Annotated in this window: 23 protein-coding genes and 1 pseudogene; 9 read left to right on the forward strand and 15 right to left on the reverse strand. The window is 69.1% G+C overall.

The window, feature by feature from the left end; genetic code table 11:
* Positions 1-10: 10 nt before the first annotated feature.
* Positions 11-1687: a hypothetical protein gene (locus tag ACQP1P_RS33055; RefSeq protein WP_433076870.1), complete on the reverse strand. Its 1677-nt coding sequence runs from the start codon at positions 1685-1687 to the stop codon at positions 11-13.
* Between the two features lie 248 nt (positions 1688-1935).
* On the opposite strand from ACQP1P_RS33055, the gene ACQP1P_RS33060 reads away from it, so the two are divergent.
* Complete coding sequence (locus ACQP1P_RS33060; RefSeq protein WP_433076872.1) at positions 1936-4227, forward strand: beta-glucosidase family protein; 2292 nt, start codon at positions 1936-1938, stop codon at positions 4225-4227.
* Between the two features lie 10 nt (positions 4228-4237).
* Here ACQP1P_RS33060 and ACQP1P_RS33065 read toward each other — a convergent pair whose 3' ends face one another.
* On the reverse strand, positions 4238-5182 hold the full coding sequence (locus ACQP1P_RS33065) for a hypothetical protein (protein ID WP_433076874.1): 945 nt from the start codon (positions 5180-5182) through the stop codon (positions 4238-4240).
* A gap of 97 nt (positions 5183-5279) precedes the next feature.
* Positions 5280-5975 carry a DUF998 domain-containing protein gene (locus ACQP1P_RS33070; RefSeq protein WP_433076876.1) on the reverse strand — a complete coding sequence of 232 codons (696 nt, stop codon included), beginning with the start codon at positions 5973-5975 and terminating at the stop codon, positions 5280-5282.
* A gap of 132 nt (positions 5976-6107) precedes the next feature.
* On the opposite strand from ACQP1P_RS33070, the gene ACQP1P_RS33075 reads away from it, so the two are divergent.
* The 4 genes from ACQP1P_RS33075 to ACQP1P_RS33090 all read left to right on the forward strand — a co-directional run bounded on the left by ACQP1P_RS33075 (position 6108) and on the right by ACQP1P_RS33090 (position 10295).
* Positions 6108-6698 carry a TetR/AcrR family transcriptional regulator gene (locus tag ACQP1P_RS33075; RefSeq protein ID WP_433076879.1) on the forward strand — a complete coding sequence of 197 codons (591 nt, stop codon included), beginning with the start codon at positions 6108-6110 and terminating at the stop codon, positions 6696-6698.
* 216 nt (positions 6699-6914) lie between these two features.
* Positions 6915-7616 (forward strand): hypothetical protein, encoded by a 702-nt coding sequence (locus tag ACQP1P_RS33080; protein ID WP_433076880.1) that lies wholly within the window; start codon positions 6915-6917, stop codon positions 7614-7616.
* Positions 7617-8448: 832 nt separating this feature from the next.
* Entirely contained in the window at positions 8449-9003 is a 555-nt protein-coding gene (locus tag ACQP1P_RS33085) for a PadR family transcriptional regulator (RefSeq protein ID WP_433076882.1), read from the forward strand.
* A gap of 11 nt (positions 9004-9014) precedes the next feature.
* Positions 9015-10295, forward strand: coding sequence for an alpha/beta hydrolase (locus ACQP1P_RS33090; RefSeq protein WP_433076884.1), 1281 nt, complete (start codon positions 9015-9017; stop codon positions 10293-10295).
* Here the strand turns inward: ACQP1P_RS33090 and ACQP1P_RS33095 are convergent.
* Positions 10252-10641 carry a hypothetical protein gene (locus tag ACQP1P_RS33095; RefSeq protein ID WP_433090469.1) on the reverse strand — a complete coding sequence of 130 codons (390 nt, stop codon included), beginning with the start codon at positions 10639-10641 and terminating at the stop codon, positions 10252-10254. The two genes, ACQP1P_RS33090 and ACQP1P_RS33095, sit on opposite strands and share 44 nt — an antisense overlap.
* A 149-nt stretch (positions 10642-10790) precedes the next feature.
* Positions 10791-10883, reverse strand: a pseudogene (locus ACQP1P_RS33100) (hypothetical protein); the annotation flags it as partial.
* 428 nt (positions 10884-11311) lie between these two features.
* Between ACQP1P_RS33100 and ACQP1P_RS33105 the strand changes: the two are divergent.
* Positions 11312-11797 carry a hypothetical protein gene (locus tag ACQP1P_RS33105; RefSeq protein ID WP_433076886.1) on the forward strand — a complete coding sequence of 162 codons (486 nt, stop codon included), beginning with the start codon at positions 11312-11314 and terminating at the stop codon, positions 11795-11797.
* A 153-nt stretch (positions 11798-11950) separates the two neighbouring features.
* On the opposite strand, the gene ACQP1P_RS33110 is transcribed toward ACQP1P_RS33105, so the two are convergent.
* From ACQP1P_RS33110 to ACQP1P_RS33150, 9 genes are all read right to left on the reverse strand, one after another.
* Positions 11951-12391, reverse strand: coding sequence for a hypothetical protein (locus ACQP1P_RS33110; protein WP_433076888.1), 441 nt, complete (start codon positions 12389-12391; stop codon positions 11951-11953).
* 177 nt (positions 12392-12568) lie between these two features.
* Positions 12569-13078 (reverse strand): hypothetical protein, encoded by a 510-nt coding sequence (locus ACQP1P_RS33115; RefSeq protein ID WP_433076890.1) that lies wholly within the window; start codon positions 13076-13078, stop codon positions 12569-12571.
* A gap of 116 nt (positions 13079-13194) precedes the next feature.
* Positions 13195-13842 (reverse strand): hypothetical protein, encoded by a 648-nt coding sequence (locus tag ACQP1P_RS33120; RefSeq protein ID WP_433076892.1) that lies wholly within the window; start codon positions 13840-13842, stop codon positions 13195-13197.
* 128 nt (positions 13843-13970) lie between these two features.
* Positions 13971-14270 carry a hypothetical protein gene (locus ACQP1P_RS33125; protein ID WP_433076894.1) on the reverse strand — a complete coding sequence of 100 codons (300 nt, stop codon included), beginning with the start codon at positions 14268-14270 and terminating at the stop codon, positions 13971-13973.
* Between the two features lie 65 nt (positions 14271-14335).
* Positions 14336-15499, reverse strand: coding sequence for an IS110 family transposase (locus ACQP1P_RS33130; RefSeq protein WP_433074446.1), 1164 nt, complete (start codon positions 15497-15499; stop codon positions 14336-14338).
* A 910-nt stretch (positions 15500-16409) separates the two neighbouring features.
* Positions 16410-17141: an HAD family hydrolase gene (locus ACQP1P_RS33135; RefSeq protein ID WP_433076897.1), complete on the reverse strand. Its 732-nt coding sequence runs from the start codon at positions 17139-17141 to the stop codon at positions 16410-16412.
* 182 nt (positions 17142-17323) lie between these two features.
* The gene (locus ACQP1P_RS33140; protein ID WP_433076899.1) at positions 17324-17779 is read right to left on the reverse strand and encodes a hypothetical protein; all 456 of its coding nucleotides are present in this window, start codon (positions 17777-17779) and stop codon (positions 17324-17326) included.
* A 344-nt stretch (positions 17780-18123) separates the two neighbouring features.
* Positions 18124-18810, reverse strand: coding sequence for a response regulator (locus tag ACQP1P_RS33145; protein WP_433076901.1), 687 nt, complete (start codon positions 18808-18810; stop codon positions 18124-18126).
* A 28-nt stretch (positions 18811-18838) separates the two neighbouring features.
* Positions 18839-20065, reverse strand: a complete 1227-nt coding sequence (locus tag ACQP1P_RS33150; protein ID WP_433076903.1) for a sensor histidine kinase — start codon at positions 20063-20065, stop codon at positions 18839-18841.
* Between the two features lie 221 nt (positions 20066-20286).
* Between ACQP1P_RS33150 and ACQP1P_RS33155 the strand changes: the two genes are divergently transcribed.
* Positions 20287-20766, forward strand: a complete 480-nt coding sequence (locus ACQP1P_RS33155) for a DUF6326 family protein (RefSeq protein WP_433076904.1) — start codon at positions 20287-20289, stop codon at positions 20764-20766.
* Between the two features lie 861 nt (positions 20767-21627).
* Here ACQP1P_RS33155 and ACQP1P_RS33160 read toward each other — a convergent pair.
* Positions 21628-22491, reverse strand: a complete 864-nt coding sequence (locus ACQP1P_RS33160; protein ID WP_433076906.1) for a LysR substrate-binding domain-containing protein — start codon at positions 22489-22491, stop codon at positions 21628-21630.
* Between the two features lie 81 nt (positions 22492-22572).
* On the opposite strand from ACQP1P_RS33160, the gene ACQP1P_RS33165 reads away from it, so the two are divergent.
* Both ACQP1P_RS33165 and ACQP1P_RS33170 read left to right on the forward strand, forming a co-directional pair.
* Positions 22573-23307 (forward strand): SDR family oxidoreductase, encoded by a 735-nt coding sequence (locus ACQP1P_RS33165; RefSeq protein ID WP_433076908.1) that lies wholly within the window; start codon positions 22573-22575, stop codon positions 23305-23307.
* A gap of 594 nt (positions 23308-23901) precedes the next feature.
* Positions 23902-24414, forward strand: coding sequence for a SigE family RNA polymerase sigma factor (locus ACQP1P_RS33170; RefSeq protein ID WP_433076911.1), 513 nt, complete (start codon positions 23902-23904; stop codon positions 24412-24414).
* Position 24415: the final 1 nt, after the last annotated feature.

A 24415-nucleotide genomic window follows, 5' to 3' on the forward strand; every position in this document is an offset into this window, starting at 1 on the left:
ACGTCCGTGCTCACTTGCCGGTGCCGTACTTCTCGCGGATGCCGTCGTAGAACTTGCGCAGGTCGTCGCCGCCCTGCTTGCGCCAGTTGCCGACCGCCTCGGTCCACGCCGAGACCGGCTTGCGGCCGAGCCTGACGTCGGTGATCATGTCGATCATCGGCTGGCCCAGCGAGGCGAACCGGGTCGGCTCGGAGACGTTCATGCCGTAGAAGAGCGGCTTGAACGCGTGCTTGACCATGTCCGCCTGCCAGGCCGCGTAGTCCTTGACGACCTGCGGGGCGCCGGACTGCACGGTGGTGGCCGAGGCCGGGCACGACAGGAACTGGAAGGTCGTCGCGACCTCCTTGCTGCCCTGCTCGGTCAGCAGCGGGTTGTTGTCGGTCATGGTGAAGTCGGTGCCGGGCGCGCCGAAGTTCACCGTGATCCACTCGGCCGACCCGTAGGGCGCGGCCAGGTAGTTGGCGATGTTCAGCAGCTCCTTGATCTGGGCGTCGCCGAGCTTCTTGTTGAGGTAGCTGAACATCGACGCGCCGTTGCCCAGCTCGATCTTCGGCTCGGTGCCCTTGGCGTTGAACAGCTTGAACGCCTGCCGGTTGTAGCCGGGGGCGGCCGCGGAGCCGGACTTGTTGTCGTCGCCGTTCCAGGCGCCGGTGCCGTCCGCGCAGATCAGGACCTTGCCGGACCAGAAGCGCTGCTTGGCGTTCTGGCTGTTGTTGGCGACCGCGTCCGGGTGCACGTAGCCGGCCTTGACCATCTTGGCGTGCCAGTTCAGCGCCTCGGCGATGGCCTCGGTCTCGTAGCGGTGCTGCAGCTTGCCCGAGGCGTCCTGGGTCCACGGGTAGCCCGAGGTCGGGAACTCGAAGAGCTGGCAGATGTAGGCCGCGTCGTTGCCGAAGAGGTCGTCGAACGCCCACACGCCGGCCTGGGCGTTGGTGAGCTGCTTGCCGAGGTTCTCCAGGTCCGCGACGCTCTTGATGTCGGCCGAGGCGCCGGCCTTGTCGAAGAGGTCCTTGCGGTAGTAGTAGCAGCCGCCGACGACCGCGTTGGAGGAGTAGATCGGCAGGCCGTAGAGCTTGCCGTTCCACACCCCGGAGATCCAGGCGTTGGGCGACAGCGCGGCGAGGTTCGGGTACTGCTTGATCTTGTCCCCGGCCAGGTAGGGCGTCAGGTCGACGAACTTGGCCCCGACCGCGTCGCCGAAGCTCAGCTTGGGGGTGTTCCAGCTGGGGATGTTGATCCAGTCCGGCAGCTTGTCCGAGGCGAACAGCGGCGGCAGCAGGTCGCCGTAGGTGTTGCCGTCGGCCGGCTGCATCTTGATGGTGGCGCCGAGGGCCTTGTTGACGGTGTCGTAGTACGCGTTGCCGCTCGAGGGCGGGATGGAGCCCCACAGCGGGGTCATCGCCGTGTACGACCCGCCCGAGCCGACGGCCCCGGTGACCGACTTCGGCGGGTTGGCCGGGTAGCTCAGGAAGGCCGGGTCGGTCGTGGCGCCGTTGGCCCCGGCGACGACCGGGATGTCGGGCTTGACCGAGCTGTTGGGCACGTGCGCCGGCAGCGCCTTGCTCAGGTCGTCCTGGCTGGTGGTGCCCTCCTGCTTGTCCTTCGGGCTACCGCAGGCGTCCAGTAACGGGGTCGCGGCGATGACGGCGACGGACGCGAGCAGGCCGCGCCGGCTCAGGCTTGCCATGGGTGGACCACCCTTCGGGGAGGGGAGAGTGCACGCGGACGGTGGGCGCTCCGAGGTTTCGAAAGGGGTGTCGAAGCGCTTCGAGGCACAGACCCTAGGACATCGATGGATACCCGACAAGGACATCGAGAACGTTCACCGCCGACCCGGTGCAACACCGCCTTCACCGCGTGAAAGGTTCACGCGGCCTTGACAGCAATCGGGCCTGTCTCCATCATCGAAGCGCTTCGAAATGAGGGGAATGGGGCGTGCTGGAGAAGCTCACCGTCGCCGAGAAGATCGCGATGCTGCACCAGTCGCAGCCGGCCGTGCCCCGGCTCGGGCTGGCCGCGTTCCACACCGGGTGCGAGGCGCTGCACGGCGCGGCCTGGCTGGGCCGGGCGACCGTCTTCCCGCAGGCCGTCGGGCTCGGCGCGACCTGGGACCGGGCGCTGCTGACCGCCGTGGCCGAGGCGGCCGCGACCGAGGTCCGCGCCTACCGCCACGACCCGCCCGAGGGCACCGAGCCGGCCTCGCTCAACGTCTGGTCGCCGGTGGTCAACCCGCTGCGGGACCCGCGCTGGGGCCGCAACGAGGAGGGCTACAGCGAGGACCCGCTCGCGACGGCCGAGCTGGCGATCGCCTACTGCACGGGCCTGCGCGGCCGCCACCCCGACGTGTGGCGCACGGCGCCCGTGCTCAAGCACTTCCTCGCCTACAACGTCGAGACCGGGCGCGACGTCGTGGACGTGATCGTGCCGGAGCGGGTGTTGTACGAGTACGAGCTCCCGGTCTTCCTGGAACCGCTGCGGGCCGGGGTCGTGGCCGGGGTCATGCCCGCCTACAACCTCGTCAACGGCGTGCCGAACCACGTGCACCCGCTGCTGGGCCGGGCGTTGCGCGCGGCCCGGCCCGACGTGGTCATCTGCTCCGACGCCCAGGCCCCCTCGAACCTCGTGACGAGCGAGCGGTACTTCGCCACGCACGCGGAGTCGCACGCGGCCGCCCTGCGCGCGGGCGTGGACAGCTACACCGACAACGGCCCGGACCCGGCCCCGACGATCGAGCGCTTCACCGAGGCGCTGGCCCGGGGGCTCATCACCGAGGCCGACATCGACGCGGCCGTGGGCCGGCTCCTGGCCCTGCGGGCGAGCACCGGCGAGTTCGACCCGGCGCGGGACCCGTACTCGGGCACCCGCCGCGACGTGATCGCGTGCGACGCGCACAACCGGCTCGCGGCCCGGGCCGCGCGCTCGGCGATGGTGCTGCTGCGCAACGAGGGCGGGGCGCTGCCGTTGCGCGACGCGAGCGTCGCCGTGATCGGGCCGCTCGGCGGGCGCGTGCTGCGGGACTGGTACAGCGGCACCCTGCCGTACGCCGTGACCATCGAGGCCGCCCTGCGCGACCGGCTCGGCCCGGACCGGGTCACCGCCGCCGAGGGCCTGGACCTCGTCCGGCTCGTCGCCGCCGACGGCCGGCACGTGCACGCCGCCCCGGACGGGTCACTGTCGCTGGCCGAGGGGCCCGGGGCCGTCTTCGCGCACCAGGACTGGGGCACCAGCGTGCAGTGCCCGACGCCGGTGCACACCCTGCGCTGCCTGGAGCACGGCTACCTGACGGCCGGCGACGACGGGGTCCTGTCGGTGACCGCCGCGACGCCGGACGGCTGGACGGTGCGCGAGCTGTGGCAGCTGGGCTCCTCGCTGCGCAACGACGCGTCCGGCCGGTACGTCTCGGAGTCCCTGATCGCCGACGCCGCCGCGCCGGGCTTCCCCCTGCGGCTGGAGCGGGTCGCGGACGGGCCGGCCGAGGCGGTCGCCGCGGCCCGCGCCGCCGACCGGGCGATCGTGGTGCTCGGCAACGACCCGCACATCAACGGCCGCGAGACCGTCGACCGCGACGGGCTGGCCCTGCCCGCGGACCAGGAGCGGCTGCTGCGCGCGGTGGTCGCCGCGAACCCGGACACGGTGCTGGTGCTCGTGTCGAGCTACCCGTACGCGATCGACTGGGCCGCGGCGAACGTGCCCGCGATCCTGTGGACCGCGCACGGCGGCCAGGAGCAGGGCAACGCGGTGGCCGACACCCTGCTCGGCGCGAACAACCCGGGCGGCCGCCTGCCCCAGACCTGGTACGGCGCGGGCACCGAGCTGCCGGCGCCGCTGGACTACGACATCATCGGGTCGGGGTGGACGTACCAGTACCACCGCGGCACCCCGCTGTTCCCGTTCGGCCACGGCCTGTCGTACACGACCTTCGGCTACGGCCCGCTGACGGTAGGCCGCGAGGGCGACGGGTGGCTGGCCGCCGTGACGGTCACCAACACCGGCGACGTCCCCGGCGACGAGGTCGTGCAGGTGTACGCCACCCCGCACGACTGGCCGGTGCTGGCCCCCGCCCGCCGCCTGGTGGCCTTCGAACGCGTCACCCTGGAACCGGGCGAGACGAGCGAGATGCGCCTGCCGATCCCGGCCTGGGTGCTGTCGTACTGGCACGAGGGCCGCCTGAACCCTCCGACCGGCACCGTCACCTTCACCGTGTCCACGTCCACCACGACCGTGTGAGAGCGGTTGGTCAGTCCAGACCCAGCAGCCGCTGCACGTCCTCGTCCTCCACGCCCTCGACGTCGACGACGTCGGCCAGCGACAGCGCCAGGTGCGCGAACGCCGGGGCCAGCCCGGCCAGCTCCTCCAGCGGGTCGTCGTCGAACTCGTCCGCCTCGATCCGCAGCCCCGGCAGGACCAGCTCCTCCAGCTGCGGCAGGATCGCCGCCCCGGCGAGCGTGCGCAGGATGCCGAGGTCCCCGGCGTCGAACTCGCACTGCCCCAGGTCGAGCGAGCGCAGGCCCGGCAGGCCGGCCGGGTCGAGCTCCTCGAGCTGCTCGACCGGGCACGCCGTGCCGAACACGTCGGAGCGGATCTCCAGCTCCAGCGACTCCAGCGCGGGCGCCCAGGCCGGGAACACGCTGCCGTCGGCGAACAGCGCCCCGCGCAGCCGCAGGTGCCGCAGGGAGCCGCCGCCGACACCGGCGAAGAGCAGGCCGCCCTCGGCGGTCAGGTCCAGCAGCGCCGGCAACGCCGCCCACATCCCGGCGCTCCCCTCGTCGGCGAATCCCTGGTGCAGCCGCTCCAGCGGGTCGATCCGCCCGCCGGTCGAGGTGCGGCTGTGCTCGTAGAGGTGCGCGAAGTCGTGGCCGAAGTAGAGGCTGGTGAGCCGCTCGCGGCGGTGCGCGGCCAGCACCCGCGCGGCGCGGTGCGCGCTGTGGTGGAAGTCGGTGAGGTGCAGCTCCAGCCGGCGCAGCCCGGCCGAGACCGGATCGCTCAGCAGCGCGTCGATCAGCGCGGCCTCCCACCGCTCCGGATCGCCCGAGTCGCCCGAGCCGGCACCGAGCCCGGCGACGAGGTCGCCGCGGGCGGCGGCGGTGTCCGCCGCGAGCCGGAACACGGCCTCGTCGAGCCGGTCGCCGGACCACGTGAGCCGCCAGGAGCCATCCGCCCGCAGACCGTCCAGATCGATCATCGCGGCAGCATAACGGCCCCGCCGGTGTGGGCCGCTGCCCGGTCGACCGCCCCCGGACGGTGCGCCCGGCGTCTATCGCGGTTCCGGCTCGGAGCCGTCATGCGTTTCCGGCCGCCGGCCCCGGGTTGCCTTTCCAGATGGACTTGCCGGCGCAGACGAAGCCGATCAGGAGGGGGTAGACCGCGCAGCGTTCGACCAGGCCGATCAGGCCGGCCGATGAGCCGGCGACGGCCATGAAGCCGACCAGCGACACAAGCCCGAAGACGCCGAGGGCGACCATGACCCGGCCGGTGGCGGCGGCGATTCCGGCGTGCCGGTGCGCGCGCCCGAGCATGATGATCAGTACGTTGCCGCCGACGATGCTTGCCAGGGCGCCCACGGCGTGCAAGTCGACGGCACCGCTGTCGGGCGCCTCGCCGGTTCCGGGGAAGAAGGCCAGCAGGACCCCGCCGGCGGCCATCAGCAGCGCCAGCGTGCGCACCGCCCAGCCGAGCGGGCCGCGCACGCCCGTGAGCATGGCGGTGCCGCCGAACAGGGTGATCCCGAACAAGAAGAACCCGGCGTTCATGACCCAGGCCAGCGGCGAGTACATGAGCTGCCCGAATCCCTCAGTGGGCCCGTGAACCCCGAGGTTGCTGATGTAGTCGTAGGTGTAGCTGTAGGGCGGATCCGTCCACGCCGCCGCGGCGATGAACTCGGCGACGAAGAAGATCAGCCCTCCCGCGATGAGCACGATGCCGGCAGCGGAGCGTCGCCCCTGCCGATGGTCCGTCTGAGCGGGCGTCGCATTCATGGTTCCTGCTCTCCCGGCATCCCGCCGCGTGTCTTGATTCCGCCCGGCCAATAGCCGGTGTCACACCAATACTGTACTGACACCAGTTATGGAGTCAATACGTGTAGCGAACGGGTCCAGTACCCTGTCGGCATGAACGACGGGCAGCGAGCCGGACGACGGGAGCGCAAGAAGGCAGCGACCCGGGCATCGATCCTGCAGGCCGCCCACGAACTGTTCCTCGAACGAGGGTTCGACGCGGTGAGCGTCCGCGAGATCGCCGACCGGGCCGACGTGTCGCCGACCACCGTCTTCACACACTTCCCGCACAAAGAGGCCCTCGCCTTCGGTGACGAGGACGTGCGCCACGACCGGCTCGTCGCGGCAGTAGCCGACCGGCCGCCGGGGACCTCGATCTCCGCCGCGCTCAAGGCCCACTACCTCGCGGAGATCGCCGCGCTCGGATCCGAACCCGAACGGTCGCTGCTCGCCCTCATGGAACAGACACCCGCCCTCGTCGAATACGCCGAGCGCATGTGGTTCCGCCACGAAGACGCCCTGATCGCGGCGATCACCGAGGAGTTCGGGCTCCCCGAGCCGAGCGACGAGATCCGCTTCTACGTCCGCTTCGCCCTCCAGATCCAGCTCAGCGCGTCCCGGCACAGCAACCCGGAGTCCACCATCGACGCAGGGTTCCGGCTCCTCGACGACGGCTGGCTGCCCTACCAGCGCCAGTTCCACTAGCCAGCGCCGGACGGCACCAACGCCCACGTGCGCATCCGCCTGCTACAGACCGGGACGGCCCAGCTGGTGATTCAGCGCGCGTAGCCGATGAGCGTGCGCAGGTGCCGGGTCAACGTGGAAGCACGAGGACCACGCCTGCGCGAACCATTTGCGGGCCTGCCCGTTGACGCGGCATTCTGTGGCCGTGCCGATCCGACCTGTGACAACAAACGTTCGATGACCACGGCGCGGCAGCAGGTACTCGACGGGCTGGCCCACCGGATCCTCGCGCTGCGCCTGGATCACCCGACGCGGGTGGGGATCGACGGCCACTCCGCTGCCGGCAAGACGACCCTCGCCGACGAACTGGCCACCACCCTGCGGGGGAAGACGGCGCGGCCCGTGCTCCGAGTCATGCTCGACCACTTCAAACGGCATGTCGACCTGCGTACGCGATATCCGCCCGGCTCGCCGGAAAGCTACTACGTCGAGATGTTCGACGTCGACGCCATCCGCGACGAGTTGCTGGTGCCGCTCGGACCCGGCGGCAACCGCCACTACCGCACCCAGATCATGGATTTCAGCGGCCGCACGCCGATCGACTCCGGCGTCCACGAGACCTCGGACGACGCGATCCTCATCGCGGACGGCGGCTTCCTGCAGAAGCCGGCCCTGTCACCGCACTGGGACCTGCGCGTCTACCTCCACATCGAAGTAGCGGATGTGCTGTACCGCGGCACGGTCCGCGACCAGGCGTGGATGGACTCGGCGGAGGCCGCCGCCGAGCGGTACCGCACCTACTACATCCCCGGCGAGGAGCTTTACCTGGCCGAAATCCGCCCCGCCGAACAAGCCGACATCGTCATCGACAATCGAAACTTCGAGGAACCCCGCGTCATACGTGATCTTCCGAGCCGAGCCGGCCATCAAGGCCAGTAGGCGCCTGAAGACGGCCCGAGGAACATGTGGATTGGTTGATTCCAGCCAGACGTAGCAGTCGTCGTGTCCGGAGTACCACATGCAACAGCCTGGAAGGGTGGGCAGGATCGGCCGGCTGAAATCGGCTGTTCCGATGGCGAGCGCCATCTCGTCCAACTGCTCCGCGTCCGGCGTGTCCCGCATGGCGACCACCGTCAACTCGTACGGTGACCAGCCTGCGAGAAAGCCCGGCAGGTCGTCGCGGTGCATGATCAGCGCTTCGCCGCCGAGACCGGGGACGCCTCTCGCCAGCGCACTCAGGTCGTGCGGCGAGCAGGCGATGCCCTGATGCGCTGCGATGCGCGACGGCGTCCACTGCACGTACTGGTCGTCAAGGAAGCTGTTGGTCGCCACGTCCATCACGGCCACGGTGTCCAAAGCGTTGCCGGCCAGGATGTCCGCGAGTTCGCCGGCCTGTGCCGCCGTCGCGTGGACCACCCAGCAGCCGGGGAACTCGCGAACACTGAAGCTCAGCGGAAACGGCGCACGCTCGATGCCGACGCTGTTGACCGAGAAGGCGCCATAGCGCTCGACGTCGACCACCGCCACCCCCTCCGATGCGATACGGCGGCGGCTCGGCGCCGCCGTACCGAGGGCGATGTCCGCCGTTCGATTGTGCCAGGAGCAGCCACGCCGACGCGCGGGACCGGCTGCGCAGCCGCGCACACCTCCTGTGACGTCCCGGACCGAAAGCATCGTGGGGGTGCACTGAGCGGCGCCCACGCCCGTCTTGGTTCTCGCGATCCCGTAGGCTAATATCTCTGCCAGAGATATATCTGGCAGAGAGGTCGCCATGTCCGAAGAGCTGTCGCCGACGGCCCGCACGATCCTGGGCTTCCTGGCGTCGCATCCCCGCTCCGGCTACGAGATTCGCGAGGCGGCCAAACGGGCCGTGTCGTTCTTCTGGGGGGTGAGCGACGGACAGCTGTACCCCCAGCTCAAACTCCTGGAGTCCCGCAACCTCATCGAGGCGTTCGAACCACCCGGCGGCCCCCGCGCCCGCCAGAGCTGGCGGCTGACCGCCCAGGGCCGTGAAGAACTGCTGGCCTGGCTGCGGCTGCCGTCCGCCCCGGTGCAGACCCGCGACGAGAACCTGGTGAAGATTCTCTTCGCGGCCAATCTCGACCGCGAAGAGACTGTCCGGCTGATCCGCGAGCGCCGGGAGTCGTTTCAGTGGCTCCGCGAGCACCTGGGCACCATGGTGCCGCAGGCCGCATGGACCGAGGACGAACGCCGGGCGGCGCTGCCCACGCCCGGGCGGATCCGCGACTACGGTCTCGCCTTCGCCCAGTCGGCGATCGACTGGTGCGACACCGTGGAGGCCGAGCTGACCGGGGGCACGCCGTGACACTGGCCCGGGTGCTGCTCACCCTGACGGGCTTCGTCTGCGTGGTGGACGGCGTCGTGGAGTTCGGCCCAGAGGCCCCGCCGGCGGCCGCGGCAGTCGGTGTCGCGCTGCTCCTGGCTGGACTGCTGGCCTGGGGACTGGTCGCGTCGATGCGCCGGCCGCACCGGTCGACCGTCCGGCACACCGCGATCGTGCTCGTCGCCGTGGTGGCCGCAGGCGTGGCCCAGTTCGCCCTGCTGCACGCCGTCGTCGCGCTGCTCACGACCGCCCTGCCTATCCTCGCGCTGTGGCGGGTCGGCCGGGGCCGGGTGCAGCCGGCGCCGGGCCGGGCTGTGCCGCTCACCACGGCGGCCCTGGCCATGCTCACCGGGGCCGCGCTGACCCTGGCCCTCCTGCCGACGCACCTGCCGGCCTCCGCGGCCGTTCCCGGCCTGCGCGACGACCAGAGCCCGACCACGCCCCCGGAGCCCGAACCGAGCGGGTACGTGACCGCGACCGATGGCACGAAACTCGCCTACTTCGCCGACCTCCCGGCCGACCCCGTGGCGACGCTCGTCTTCTACCACGGGTCCGGCGCCAATGCCGGTGCCGGCTACCTGACCTTCGCACACCAACTCACCCAGCAGTACCGCATCGCGACCTACCTGTTCGACATGCGCGGCCACGGCCGATCCGGCGGCCGCCGGGGCGACGCGCCGAGCCAGGGGCAGATGTTCGCCGACACCCAGACGGCGGTCGACTTCGTCAAGCACGCGCACCCGCGGCTGCCCGAGTACGTCGGCGGTCACTCGGCCGGGGCCGGGCTGGTGCTCAACAGCGAGCGTCGCATCGACCACGAGGTCGCCGGGTACGTCTACCTCGCCCCCGACTTCGGCCTGCACTCCGACACCGAGCGGCAGTCCGAGGCGGCCAACTTCGCGACCATCGACCATCGGGTGCTTATCAGCTACGTCCTCACCAACGGCCTGCTCGACGCGCACGCCTACGCGGTGAGCTTCGCCTACGCGCCGGCGGACATCGCGCGGGCCGGGCTCGTCAGCCGGTACACCTCGGTCATGGCCGTCGCCCAGAACGCCGGCGACAGCGCGGCGATCCTGGCCGGCACGGACAAGCCGGTCGGAGTCTGGATCGGCTCGGACGACGAGGTCTTCGACCCTGCCAAGGTGCTCGCCTTCGCCCGCCACGCGCCCCACGCGACGACGGCTACCGTGGCCGGCGCCGACCACCTGGGCGTCATCGACGGCGGCATCACCGACGTCGGCGCGTGGCTCGACCGCCAGGCCGGCCGGTAGCCCGGCTCACCGCCGAGCAAACGTTCCCGACCGGCAGACCGACGGGAACCCGGCGCTGCACGGCGGCAATCGATGCACGGCCGATCCGCCCCGAAATCAGCGCGGCCGCCCGCGCCTCCAGAAAGAGCTGACGATGCCGTTCGGCGTGCGCCGTCATCTGCGGCGAGGTCATCCGCTTGCCCTGTTCGGTGCTGAAGATACGGTGCAGGTAGTCGCGCAGCGCGGTGCGGAACTGATCGTCCTGAACGATGTCGGCCAATTCGATCCACGCCTCGAGCTGTTCGGTAGAGAGCTCTTCGGGCAGGTTCGGCCGCCGGCTACGCAGGCGCTCGATGGTCCGCAGCACAGCGCGACGCGTCCAAGGTGGTCTCCACAGCCAGCACCCGGCGAATATCGTCCAGGCCGGCCCCCAAGTCGCGCAGGGGGGCGCACGAGTTCGGGCCGGGCAATGGCGTGCACGTCGTACCGCCGGAAGCCTCCGTCGGTCGGCCTGGTGGGCGTGACGACACCCTCGTCCGCGTAGAACCTGATCGCGCTCGCGCTCAGGCCCGTGCGGCGGGCGCCCCCGAGGGGGTAAATCTCGTTCATACCCGCCACTATGGGATGGGAGTACGCGGCCCGCGCCGGCACCACCACATTGACGTTCCGCGGCGACCGCAAGCCCTGGGCGATGGCTCCGTCCGTGAGAGCCGAGTTTCGGACCCACCCTGCGGCGGTGGCCGCGATCGGAACGGCCGGTCGGCGTGCCCACCGAGCACCTCGACGGGTTCACTACACAGGGCTGGCCCATCGGCTTGGTCGAGCAGCCCGGAGCAACGGTCAGTAGCGGAAGCCAGGACTCCGACGGCTACCGGATCTGCCGATGACAGCGCACTCGATCACAGGTGCAGGACCCGGCGCGGCCGGGTGGCCATGTCGGAATGTGCGACCCGCATCCGGAGTTGGGAAGGCGACGCCGCCTTACGGCGAATACCGTGTGGCTGGATTTGCGACCGAGGTCAAGAGATCATGCATCGGTGAAGGTCTCTTGGAGCGTCGCTGACGGCCATGTGGCGATGCCCGATCGGTCGCTGGTTGACGGGGCACGGCCGGTGGAGCGGGTGGAGTTGACTGCACACTCGGTTGCCGATCCGCCGCATCCACACCGGGTGCGTCTGCCGATCGGGTCGGCCGACGCGGCGCGGTTCCGGCGGTTCGACCGGATCGTCCGGGAGCAGCGGATCGTGTTCTTCGTGGTGCTGGGCGTGTGGGTGTCGATGGTCCTCGCCGCTGTCCTCCTGCCGGGGTGGGGGTTCAGAGTGGGCGCCGCCGCCTTCGCTGGTGCGGTACTGGCCAACGGCCTGTTCCAGCTCGTGTCGGTGATGCTGCGGCCCCGGCAGTATCCAGTGCGGACCGGTCTCATGTTCAGCCCGGACCCTCGTGTGGTCGTTCGTGGCGTACATCCCGACGCGGCAACCGAGTGGCGAACGGTTGCCGGAGATTCGATCCGGATCGAGCCATAGCGCAAGCCGAGCGACGATCGGCCGCAGCGTGGATCCGGTCATCACAGGCCATCTGTCTGATCATGAGCTGAAGGTGCGCGCACATGCCGCGGATGTCGTGCATCGGCCCAACAGCGCTCATCACAGTGAGTGACGGAAAGCCGAAATGTTCGTTCATGCGCGGTCCAGCATGCCCATGTCACCGGTGCGGAGCATCCACTCGACCGGCGATCCGATCCGGCCGCACGCGGTACACCGTTCAACGAACGCAACGGACCGTATACCGCCCACCTCATCGGCGTACATCGAATACCCGACGGCGACGTTGAACAGCTCTTCTTCGCACGTGCAAACGGATATGTACGCGCTGTCGTCGTCCCAATAGTCCTCGCTGTCCAAGAGATAGTGCTGGTCCCCGCAGGAGCGGCAGATACGCTTCCGCACCCGTTCTTCCCAAACGCCGTGCACCTCGAACACAGCCGCTCCGCACCCGCTGCAGATGCTGTGCCGAACCTCGTTGACCGGGTACCCGTCCGCTCCGTTGATCAGCAGAACCTCTGCGAGATCGTCCGCAGCGTCGCCGACATACCATCCGTCCTCGAACCGCAGAGCCATGATCGCAATCTACGCCCGATCAAGTACCACGGGCGGGCCCTTCGCGGCTGTCGGCACTGCTTGATCAGCTGCACGGACATGCCGCGAGTCGGTCGTACGTCGGCGTTGTAGGTTTCGTATTTGGTCCTACCGAAGGTCGAGTGCCGAGTGTCTGGCTTCCGATGAGGCAGCTCGGGGCTACGAGTTGAGGCGGTGACGCCGGTAGCTCGGCGCCGGGGCGTGGTGCTCAAAGCCGTTCTCGTCCAGAGCATTGAAGATGATCAGCCAGGTCGGGCCGAAGTCGAAGCCGACAGCGATACTGCCGTTGGCCATGTCATCGCCAGCCCATTCCAGAAGTTCGACATGATCAAGGGCTCGGCCGGGCAGTTCAGCCAGCGGCGGTAAGGGCTCCGCGTGCCAGGCAAGATGAAAGTAGGAATCCTCGATCGCTCGGCTGGGGTCGATGGTGTTCCAGGTAATGGACACGTCGTCGAACTTTTGATGGTCGATCTCGACCTGCTCGGCGCCGAAGTCCATGAGCACGGGCGCATCGGTGAACCACTCGTCGGCGTCAAGGTCCCAGACCAGCCAGGCACGCTGAAGGGTGAGACCGGCCAGGCCGGCGAGGCGTGGGCCATGCGCGGCGGTGATGCTGTCGCGCCCGTTGAGCCAACTCGGCCGGTAGTCCTGTATGCCAAAGCGGAGCATGATTCCATTCTGTCGACGAGTCGCCGGGCGGCGCATCCGAGATTCGTTAGCATCGGTCTATCCGTTGTTGGCGTCATCGACCAGCCGCCACCCGCACTCATCTGCCGCGAAGCGCGTTACGCGCCGCACCGCGAGCCATCTTCGGCGCGTTCGTCGCATCTGCGGGGTCCTCGGGAGGTGATTTCCAGGTCGACGAGGAAACCGCGGGTCTGCCACTGCTGGGCCGGCAGTTGGTCGCGGGTCATGCGGAAGTACTGCGTGGGGCTGACGAACTGGATGGTGCCGGGTTCGGGCTGCCCTTCGGCCGGTAACGCCTTGATGCAAGAGGGGCCGTCGCACAAGCGTCCTGGGGAGGTGTCGGGCACCTCGGTCAGCCGCACGCGCCCGGGGCGGCGGATCCACCCGTCGGTACTCCGGTCGTACAGGTCGTGCATGATCCGGATGCGCCGCACGACGCCTTCCGTGAAGGGAAGCTCGCCGATGAGCCCGAGCCACCCGTCGAAGCCCAGGCATCCGTCCAGAGTCAGCTCACCGCGTCGGTCATCGCCTTGCCGGACCGCGAGTAGGTTGCCAGCCTGAACCAGCTGAGCCCAAGGGCGCCCGTCGGCGTCGAGCAACGTGCTGGCCCGCACGACGACCTGGTGCAGTACCAGATCGTCGGGCGGTTCCGGGTCGTCGAGCCATCTCGGGCGGGTCGTGACCCGCTCGCCGAGTGACCAGTTAGCCTCGCGGGGATGGGTGTTGAGGAGAACCGGCCAGAGCACGACTCATCGTGCCATCCAGATGACCGTCTCGCGCCGGGTACTCCGCGTTCATCGTTGAATCCGGTGGACGGATCTGCCGATGAGCGGATGCAAGGTCGGCTTCCGACGCCGCGGCGGCAGCTCCGTCATCAGGCGTTGTGCGACCGCCTGGCCCATTCATGGTGCAGAACGCCGAATTCGGCACTGGCCTGCTCAAAGGCCTCCTGGACGGAGTCATGGTAGGTGTCGGTCATCTCCCCGCCGCTCTCGTCGCAGTAGAACAGGTAGGCCCGTGGCTCATCGCCGGGGTACTGCACAACTTGCAGGGATACCGGGCGCGGAACCTCTACCCTTGCCCCACTCGGGTTGCCGAAGTAGTGACGCGTGACGCCGGTCGGCTGATGGTGCGGCTGGAGCCGCACCTGCGCCAACACGATCGGATCAGCCACCTAGTGATGGTAGTCGAAGGCCCGGATGGCAGCGCGGCTCCGCACTGTTCTGGCGCCCCTCTTTGTCAAGCGGCGTGTGAGTTCGGTGTTCTAGGGTGGTGGTCGGCGGGTCCGGGAAGTGACTGTTCCGAAGTGTTGACCTCGGGGTTTGGGTCAGCCGCGCTGGATTGCAGAGTCGCCCCCGGTTGTCCTCCCGGGCCCGTCTCCAGCCGCTGGATATCGCCGAGCATGCGCCGGTAGACGACGTCGGACAGGCGCCGTTTCAGCGCCCGGATGGCTTCCATCGCGGTCTTGCCTTCGGCGAGGCGACGGCGGTAGTAGGCGCGGCCGAGCGTGTCGTGGCGGAGCTGGACGATGGCCATGATGTGCAGGACGCGGTTGATGCGCCGGTTCCCGGCCCGGGACAGGCGGTGGCGTTGCTGATCCCCGGACGAGGCGTCCAGGGGTGCGGTGCCGTTCCAGGACGCGAAATGGGCGCGGCTGGTGAAGCGGCGGATATCACCGATGTCGCCGAGCAGGCGGGCCGCGCCGGACGGGCCGATGCCGTTGAGTTCGAGCAGGCTGCTGCCGCTGTCGTTGACCAGCTCGGTCAGTTCCTGCTTCGCCGCTTTGATCTTCTTGTCGACCTGGACCAGTTCACCGACCAGTTCGGACGCCAGCCGGCGGCGGGTTCGCCCGACGAGGTCACGCGGCCGGATGGTGGCCAGCAGTGCTCGGGCCTGATCGGCGGACAGGAACGTCTTGGCTCCGCCGGGCAGCAGTTCCAGCAGAAGCTTGTGGATGCGGTTGACCAGGTCGGTCCGGGCCCGGCCGAGCTCGTCGCGGCGGTCCACGAGCAGCCGCAACACCACCGTCTCGTCGTCGGCGACAATGTGCCGCAATCCCTTGGTGCGCAACGCTGCCACGGCCACACTGTGCGCGTCGACCGGGTCGGTCTTGCGGCCGTTGCCGGTGGCGAACACCCTGGCCCGGGCGGACAGTTTCGGGGGCACGTCCACCACGGTCTCGCCGTCAGCGACGAGCCGCTGCGCGATGTGCCGGCCGATGCCGTTGCAGCCTTCCACCGCCCAGAGCCGTTCCGGATGCCGCCGGCCGAGAGCAAGCATCGCACGATAGCCGTCCCGGTCGGTGCCGAACCGATCACCCGCCAAGACCGTTTCCCGATCGTCGATGATCTCGATCGTCGCCGACCGTTTGTGCGGGTCCATCCCGATGATGACGCGTCCCACGCGTTCCTCCTCGCTGTGACCGAACCGGGGTTCAGCGGGAGGGCAGCGCTACTTTGAGCTGGGCAGTCCCCTCTGGAGCCACTCCACGCCGCGGTGACCGGCAGGGTGCATGCCAGATGAGAGCCACGCCCCAACCACAGACGGGCAGCCGCTGAATGCGAGCGACCCCACCGATCACCTCGACCAAGCCTGGCCGGGCTGCGGTCGTAGATCCAGTAAATAAGTAGCCGCTGAGTTTGCGCGCCGCCTCAGCTCCTGAGGATCGCCTGAAGTAGCTGAGGTCCGGTGTGGATCAGGATGACGTTGGCGCGCAGTTCGTCGGGAAGCTCGTCGGCGTGACTGGGCGTCGACGGTGCAGGTAGGGCAGCCAACAGGGACGATGACCCATGCGGCGGCCGTCGCGACGGCGATGACGAGCTCCCAGATGTGTTCGCCTGCGGCATGGTTCACCATGAGGCTGGAGTTGCCTACACCATAGACGTCGGCTTCTCCGTCGGGCAGCTGCACGCGAACGTATCCGCTGTTGGGTGCGCCCACCATGTAGGGCAGCAGTACCTGAACGGCGGCTTCGGGCCGCCCTGTGGCCGCTTTGCCGCCTGCGGAACCCTTGAAGGAAGACGTCGAAGCTCACACCCGATCATGATGCACCATGCAGGCTTGATCGCGTGCGCTGTCATGCCGCGATGACGCGCGTCCGCTCGATTGCCGCCAGGTTGCGACTACTCATAGTTATGTCGATGGCGGCGGCGTTAGACATGGGCGGGGCCGGTTATGACCGCCCCGTGGAACCAGGTTGCCCGGGACGGCCAACCTGGTATACCCAGTCCGCACGCGTAACTTGCTGTCGCCCTGCTGGCCTACCTCGCTACGGCTGAGCAGGGAAAACGCCACCGACGTGCGCCGGCTCCACTTACCGCGGACCGCCCGCACGCCGGGCCAGCCGGGCCAGAACAGCGTCGAAGGAGAGGTCTGTGGCGCTGGGAAGCAGCAGGTCCGCTGCCTTGAAGTGGGCGTCGTGAGCATGCGGGTTCGGCACTGCCACGCATCGCAGCCCGGCCGCGTGCGCCGCCGCGACGCCGTGCGCGGTGTCCTCGAAGGCGACCGCCTCTTTCGCCGGCAGCCCGAGCCGGTCCAACGCCAGCAGGTAGACAGCCGGATGCGGCTTGTGCGCGGCCACCTCCTCGCCGGTCGCCAGTACCTCGAACCGGGCTCGCAGCCTGGCCTGATCCAGCATCGCGCCCACGTGGGTGATCGGGGAGCTGCTCGCCACCGCCAGCCGGAGCCCCAGCTGCACGGCCCGGTCGAGCCAGCCGACGATGCCAGGTGTCGGCTCCAGCACCGCATTCAGTTCCGCCCGGTGCGCCATCCGCCGCGCGTGGCTGGACTCGCGGTCATAGGCCGGTCCGACTTGAGCCGCGGCCAGCGCGGCGTAACGCGGCTCGTTCGCGTCGCCGCTGCGGGCCAGGCCGAGGTCGTTATATGCGTACACGGCCTGACCGACCAGGCTGCGGAGCAGATCGATCGCGGGCTCGTAGCGCAGCTCGCCCAGCGCGTCGATGACCGCGCCCACTTCCGCTGTCAGGCGCGGGCGGGCATCCGAGTCCAGCTGCTCGCACAGGGCAGCACCTGGGCTGCGCAGCACCTCGACGACTATTTCATCTGGCTGCGGGCCGACCGGTTACCCCGGCCACGAGGCCTGCGCCGACCGAGCGGATCGCGGCTTCCGCTCATGCCGCATGTCGCGCGGGATGGCCGCCAACCGAACCTGCCAATCACGTTGGTCTCGATAATGCGGCTCGGATCGCCGGGCTCTCAGTCCCAGTGCTACATCGACCACCACATGTACATGTGCTGGCCGGGCCCATGCACGTGACGCGCCAGATCGCGGAGGCCTTCGACGGTGGGGTCTAGCTCGTGCGGCTCCCACGTCCCGATCCACTCGTCCGAAGTGGCCCAGCGCTCGGCGACCGCTGGAATCCGCTCGTCCGGCAGCGCTGCCAGGGCCTTGACGAAGCCATCCGCAATCTGCACAACGCCGAACGAACCCTCCTCGTTCCCCGCCAGCAGAACTTCACCGACAGCGTTGTGTTGGTCGAGGTCGAACGGCAGTCCCTCCCCCTCGGGCACCGGCAGGTCCTCGATGATCGCCCACAGCATGCTGCCGAGCACCCAGGGATCTACCCACTTCATCACCAACATCGGCAGATTTGTGCCCTCCGGGCCCCATTCGACGAGCGTCATAGCCCGAGCCCGATCGGCAACGAAGTAGTCGGTATGCATGCCCACACCGCAGAAGATACGGAATCACGGCGGCACAAGCATGCACGGCGTGATCAGCACACTAACTCCGAGACGCCTCGTCAGGTCGTCTCTGCCAGTCAAGATCAGGTGCACTGTTCTGCCGCCGTTGGTGCGCGGCGGCAGGCACGTGCACGTTACAGCGGGTGACCAGCGCGGCGAGGCCAAGACTTCCTGTCCTGCCGATGTGCGGAAGTTGGGTAACGCAAGTGGTCGATGGTCCCCGCCTGAGCTGTCTGGCGGTGAGGGGTTGTCCGGCTCGCCGGTCGGCGGGTCGGCTCGCCTGCCCACGCCGGGTGCGGGCGGGGGCCAGACGGTTTCCGGTGTCAGCCGGTGAGGCCGGCGTCGTGGGCGAGCAGGGCGACCTGGGTACGGTTGTTGAGATCGAGTTTGGTGAGTATGCGGGAAATGTGGGCTTTCACGGTGGCCACGCTCATGAACAGCTCGCCCGCGATCTCGGCGTTGGACTTGCCCCGCCCGACGGCGATAGCGACCTCGCGTTCGCGTTCGCTGAGCTGATGCAGCGCGGTCGTGGCGTGCTGTTGCCGGGCAGCGGCGCCGGTGTTGCTGAGGTGGGCGATGAGCCGTCGGGTGACGGTCGGCGACAGGATGGGTTCGCCGGCTGCAACCCGCGCGATGGCGCGCAGGATCTCGGCGGGTGGGGTGTGTTTGAGCAGGAAGCCGCTGGCCCCGGCGCGCAGGGCGCGCAGGACGTACTCGTCGGCGTCGAAGGTGGTCAGGACGATGACCTCGGGTGGGTCGGGTCGGGCGCGGAGTCGTTCGGCGGCGGCGAGGCCGTCGAGGGTGGGCATGCGGATGTCCATCAGCACCACGTCCGGGGCGTATGCGTCGACGGCGGCGGCTACTTCACTTCCGTCGCCGGCCTCGCCCACCACGGCGATGTCCGGCGAGCCGCCGATGACCATGGTGAGGCCGGCCCGCACGAGCGGGTCGTCGTCGACGATGAGGACCCGCACCGGTGCGTTCACGTTGGGCTCCTTGTCCGTGCTCACCTGGGCCGGAGGCCGGTTTCGGCCGCGATCAGAGGGTAGGCCACGGTAGCCAGGCCCTGAGCCGGAAGTCACCGGCCGGGGTGGGGCCGTGTTCGAGGCGTCCGCCGGCGAGGGCGGCCCGTTCGGTGAGCCCGATGAGGCCGATGCCGGCGCCGGGGATGCCGGCGGGGCTGGTCTCGGCCGGGTACCGGTTGCGGATCTCGACGGTTACGCCGTCGCCCGGGGTTGCCCGGACGGTGACGGCCACCTCGGCGTCGGGGGCGTGCTTGCGGGCGTTGGTCAGCCCTTCCTGCACGATTCGGTACGCGCTGCGCCCCACACCAGCCGGTACGGCGGAGTGCGCGTCGGTCTGCCAGTCGAGCCGTACCCGCATCCCGGCGCGCCGCGATTGGTCGACGAGGTCAGGGAGGTCGGCCAGGGTGGGCTGCGGCCGTTCCGGCGTCTGGTCGGACCGGTCGACACCGGTGCGGAGGACGCCGATCACCTCCCGAAGGTCCTCCAGCGCCTGGTAGGCGCTGTCGCGGACCACCCCGGCGGCCCGGGCGACCTCCTCGGGCGCGGCGTCGGGGCGTAGCTCCAGCGCCCCGGCGTGCAGGCTCAGCAGGGACAGGCGGTGGGCGAGCACGTCGTGCATCTCCCGGGCGATCCGGTTGCGTTCGCCCTGGCGAGCTTCGGCGACGCGCAGTTCCTGTTCGGCCTCGACGCGCCCAGCCCGCTCCCGCAGCGACTGGCGTCGGGCCCGTACAAACATGCCCCAGGCGAGTACCGCGGCCGCGAAGACGACGCCCAGCACAATCTCCGACGGGGACCCGACTGGGACGTCGGGCCGAACCAGCAGCGTCAGGAACGGGACGAGCGCGTACCCAGCCACGATCGGGGCGACCACCGCGAAGCGCCGGTGCACCGCGACGGTGAACAGCGCGATGAGCGCCGCGCCCGCCGCCGACGTCGCGTAGACGCTGACCAGACCCGCGACCACGGCGAAGCCGACCGGCCAGCGCCGGCGCAGCCATACCCCGAGACAGCACAGCCCGCCGAGGATGAGGTCCACGGCGAGCGGCGCCGGTGCGATGTGTTGCGCGCGGCTGTCGAACAGTGCGAGCACCGTGAGGCCGACGGCCAGCAGGAAACAAAGGACGTCGACCAGCCGATCGCGCGCCGTGGGCCCGGCCGGGCGCACCGGGTCGTTGCCAGCATCGCTGATCACGCCTGCCGGTAGCGGGCTCCGATCCTGCGGGTCCGCCGGGGCCATCATGATCAAAGGGTACGGCCGGGTCGGGCCCCACGGCATCCAACCAAAGTCGATTTCCAGGCGTAGACCTTCGGCCCACCACCATCGACCTTGGCTCGTAGCGGTGTATCCGGCCGCTCCAGCAATCTGTTCCACGTCACCGGAACGGACAGCCAAAGACGACTCCGAAACCAATTCCGACCATCCCAGCGCCAACGAATGACGCCGAAAGGAAGTGAGAAACGATGAGCGGCATCCGAACGAACACCCCGAGCCTGCTCGACAACCCGCCGATCCCCGTGCAGGCCAAGCTCGCGGCAGCATGGACCAGCTTCATGTTCCTCTACATCTACGTCGACTACTTCCACCTCTACAAGCCTGGCGCCATCGACGAAATCCGGGGTGGCGTCGTCTTTGGGTTCGACATCAGCGGGACGTTGTTGACCATTTTCGTCGCGTCCGTGGCGATCCCGGCCCTGATGGTGATGCTCTCCATGGCGCTGCCCGCCCGGGTGAACCGCGCCACGAACCTCGCCGTTGCATTGCTCTACATCCCCTACTCGGTGTTCAACGCGGTAGGGGAGTCCCGGGACTGGGCCTCCTTCTACGGCCTCTCCATCGGAATCGAGGTGCTGCTCCTGGCCTTCATCCTGCGCTCGGCCTGGAAATGGCCTCGAACCCCCGCCGTCCCAGCCGGTCCCGCGACGACCGACCTTCGACAGTAGGTATCCGTGTAAGTCCTACGGCGTCGGCAGCTTGCAGAGCTGGGTCGGCTGGTTGTCGAGGCTGCCGGCGGCAGTGGCGCGTTGGTAGTGGTGTCGGGTGAGGCCGGCATCGGCAAGACGACGATGTTGTCGTGTCCGGCGGAGTCGGCCAGGGCCATCCACGTCGTCCGCAGCGGCCTGACGTCCGGAGCACCCCCGCGTGTGCGGGGACGAGCGTCGAATATCGGAGGGCCGCCTGATGCCCGACGGAGCACCCCCGCGCGTGCGGGGACGAGGAGGTCGCGGACTTCGTCCACCGCCCGTGTGGCGCGCAGAGATCCGGCACGTGCAGGGTAGCGGTGATTGCCACCGGTGCATTCGGCTGCGGGTATGGGGCGATGGGAAGACGAGCCAAGCCCTCCAAGCGGATCTGCTATCGGTCGCCTGGCCGGCGCCATGGGGGGCATGCGCCACCGACGGTGCCTACCCGACGCCGGCTGACGTACGAGCCGTCATCAGCCACGCCTTGGAGCATGGATGGCAGCCCGAAAGGCGCGGCGGAACGTTCGTGCTGTCCGAGCACGAGCACGCAGCCGGGTTCACCTCGCCCGATTCCTTCTGACCGATCGGCTACGAACGCCCGAGAGTGCCGATCCCACGGTCCGAGTGATCCGCGCCTGCCGGCTTCGCCATCGAGCATGACGGCGTTGCAGACATTGGTTCAGCGCTGCGGCTGGCGCCGCACGCTCGTCACGCGGCGCAACGGAGTTCGCCGACCTTGCGCTCGCGGTCGGCGGCAAATCAGGTCACTTGATCTTCAAACCTCGGTGGTCGCTTGGTGATATTCGAGGGGCGGCGTCCGCCGTCGTGGTCTCGGTGCCGTCAGACCCGTCCGAGGAGGGCGACCGCGACGGCGCGGAACTGCTCGATCAAGGGGCTCGTCTCGTTCGCTCTGGTGGCGATGACGACGCGGCACGGGTCGACATCGTGTACCGGCACGGACGTCAGGTCGCGCCGCAAAGACGTGTACTCGTCGCCCGGCGGGGCCATGGTCAAAGCGTCCCCGGCGGCGACGAGTTCGAGCTTGTCCTCAACGGTTGCCGCTGTCGGGCCGTCCGGGGCGGGCCGGCCGTCAGCGCGGGGGTCGATGCGCCAGAACGCATCGAGGTCGGGGTCGGAGTGACGGACCAGGGGTTCGTCGGCGAAGTCGTCCAGGGTGACTGATTCCTTGCCGGCCAGCCGGTGTGACACCGGGATGAGGAGCACTCTCGACTCGTCGTACAGAACCGTGACGCGAAGCCGGTCGGTGGGTAACGGCAGCCGGGTGACGGCCACGTCGATCCGATGGTCGATCAGGGCTGCGGCTACGTCCGGTTGGGAAAGGTGTCGGGTTCGCACCGTACAACCGCGGCGGCGCAGTTCGCGCACGACGTGGGTCACGATGAGGTTGCCGGTGTAGCCGATCAGCAGCGCGCCGGAGCCGCCGGCGGATCGGGCCCGGTTCGCGGCGCGCTCGGAGGCTCGCAGCAGCGATAACGCCTCGGGCAGGAATGCTTTGCCCGCGGCAGTGAGGTGGCTACCTTGACGCGTCCGCTCGAACAGCCGCACTCCGAGAACCTTCTCCAGCTGCTGAACCTGGCGGCTCAGCGACGGCTGCGCCGTACGCAAGGCAGCGGCCGCGCGGTGGAAGTTGCCGTGCTCGGCCACCACGGTGAAATAGCGGATCAGGCGGAGATCAACGTCCACCAGCCAATGATGCCTGATCGGTATCACGCGAGGTAGAACAAGTCTTGGACGCTTGCTCCCTACGCTTCTTAGCGTTGCCGCATGACTTCACGCACAGCGCTCATCACGGGCGGAACCAGTGGGATCGGCCAGGCCACCGCCGCCCTGCTCCACCGCAACGGCTATCGGGTGGCCGTCACGGGCTCCACGCCCGGTTCGGTCGGCGCGGCTCGGGCGCAGCTGCCGGACGACGTGGTCGTCCTGCAAGCCGATGCCCGCTCGCTGCCGGACACGGACCGGGTGATCGCAGAGATCCGCGATCGGTTCGAGGCCCTGGATGTTCTCTTCCTTAACGCCGGGATGGTCCGTGGGATGCCGATCGGCGCGTATGACGAGGCCGCTGTCGATGACCTGCTGGCCGTGAACTTCAAAGGGCAGTTCTTCACGCTGCAGAAGGCGCTCCCGCTGCTCAACGACGGCGCAAGCATCATCTTCACCGTCGGCATCGGCGTCACCCGGGGCGTGGGTGCCGGGTCGGCCGCTGTTGCCAGTAAGGGCGCCCTGCTGGCGCTCGTACCGTCGCTGGCCCTCGAATTGGCCCCACGGCGGATCCGGGTCAATGCGGTCAGCCCGGGCGCGATCGCGACACCCATCTGGTCCAAGCTCGGTACATCCGTCGAAGCGGCGGACACCGCCATGGCCGCCCAGATCCCGCTCGGCCGGCTTGGCACCAGCGACGAGATCGCGGAAGTGGTCACCTTCCTCGCCTCGCCCGCGGCGGCGTACCTCACCGGCGAGAACATCGTCGTCGGAGGCGGCTCCGGGCTTCGCGCCTAGCCCCATTCGTACTGCCAAGCAGAAAGACCGGTGCATCCTCCATATCAAGCATGTGCGGATGCCGCCCGCGCAACTGCGTGCCCGTCATGCTGCGGCGAACTTGTCCGGCAAGACGTCCGGTCAGCCGGCGAGGGCGGGGGCGGCGGCGAGCTCACGGGCGAAGCGCATCCGGGGCACGGCGGTCTCGGGGTGTTCGCCGGACTCGCAGGCGAGGATGTGGACGCAGCCCTGCGCGCCGTGGCGGGTGATGGCGTCGGCGACCGCGGCCCAGACCTCGGCGGGGTGACGCTCTGCGACGGCTGCAGGGTGGAAGCGAAGATCGCTTCGGCGGTGGAGCCGGTGACGGCGCCGATCATGTCTGCCCCCTGCTGTGCGGTCCCATGCGCTACTGGTCACCACGTAACGCCGGTCACGCCCAGGGCGGCGTCACCGAGAAACCTCAGCAGCGGTTCCACCGTGTCGGGGTGCACCCGTCCGCCGGCGAGCAGCGCGGTCACGACGCGGACCGCCGGAAAGGTGGCCGTGTCCGGAAACCCGAAGTATTCCTCGAATCCTGGGCAACCACGGGGACGTCCGGAACGTGGAAGAACCGTGATGGAACGAACCAAGGCGCTCAGCCAGGCCGACCTGGCGTACGTGACGTTCGTCGAGGAAGCCTGGCAACGGCATCTGCGGTTGGCGATGCTCTTGACCGATGATCGATGGCAGGCGGAGGAACTCCTCCAGGACAGCCTGGTGAAGATCTACGAACGGTGGCGTCGGCTGTCGCGAGTCGACGACCTCCACGCATACCTCCGTAAGGCGCTGGTCAACAACCACACCTCACTTTGGCGCCGGCGACGCCGGGAGAGCCTCGTCGGAGAGGTTCCCGATCGGCCTGCGCCGCCCGGGGAGATCAGCGCCGAAGCCCTGGTCGTACGCGACGCGCTGCGTTCGCTGCCGCCGAAGCAGCGCGCGGTGGTGGTCCTTCGGCACTACGAGGACCTCTCCGAACGGCAGATCGCCCAGGTGCTCGGCTGCTCGCCGGGCACGGTCAAGAGCCAGTACGCCAAGGCCACGGCCAAGCTCCGCCACGTGATGTCCGAGCTGGCCCTAGTGAATAGGTGAC

The organism is Dactylosporangium sp. CA-052675, from assembly GCF_050947935.1.
Taxonomy (GTDB): Bacteria; Actinomycetota; Actinomycetes; order Mycobacteriales; family Micromonosporaceae; genus Dactylosporangium.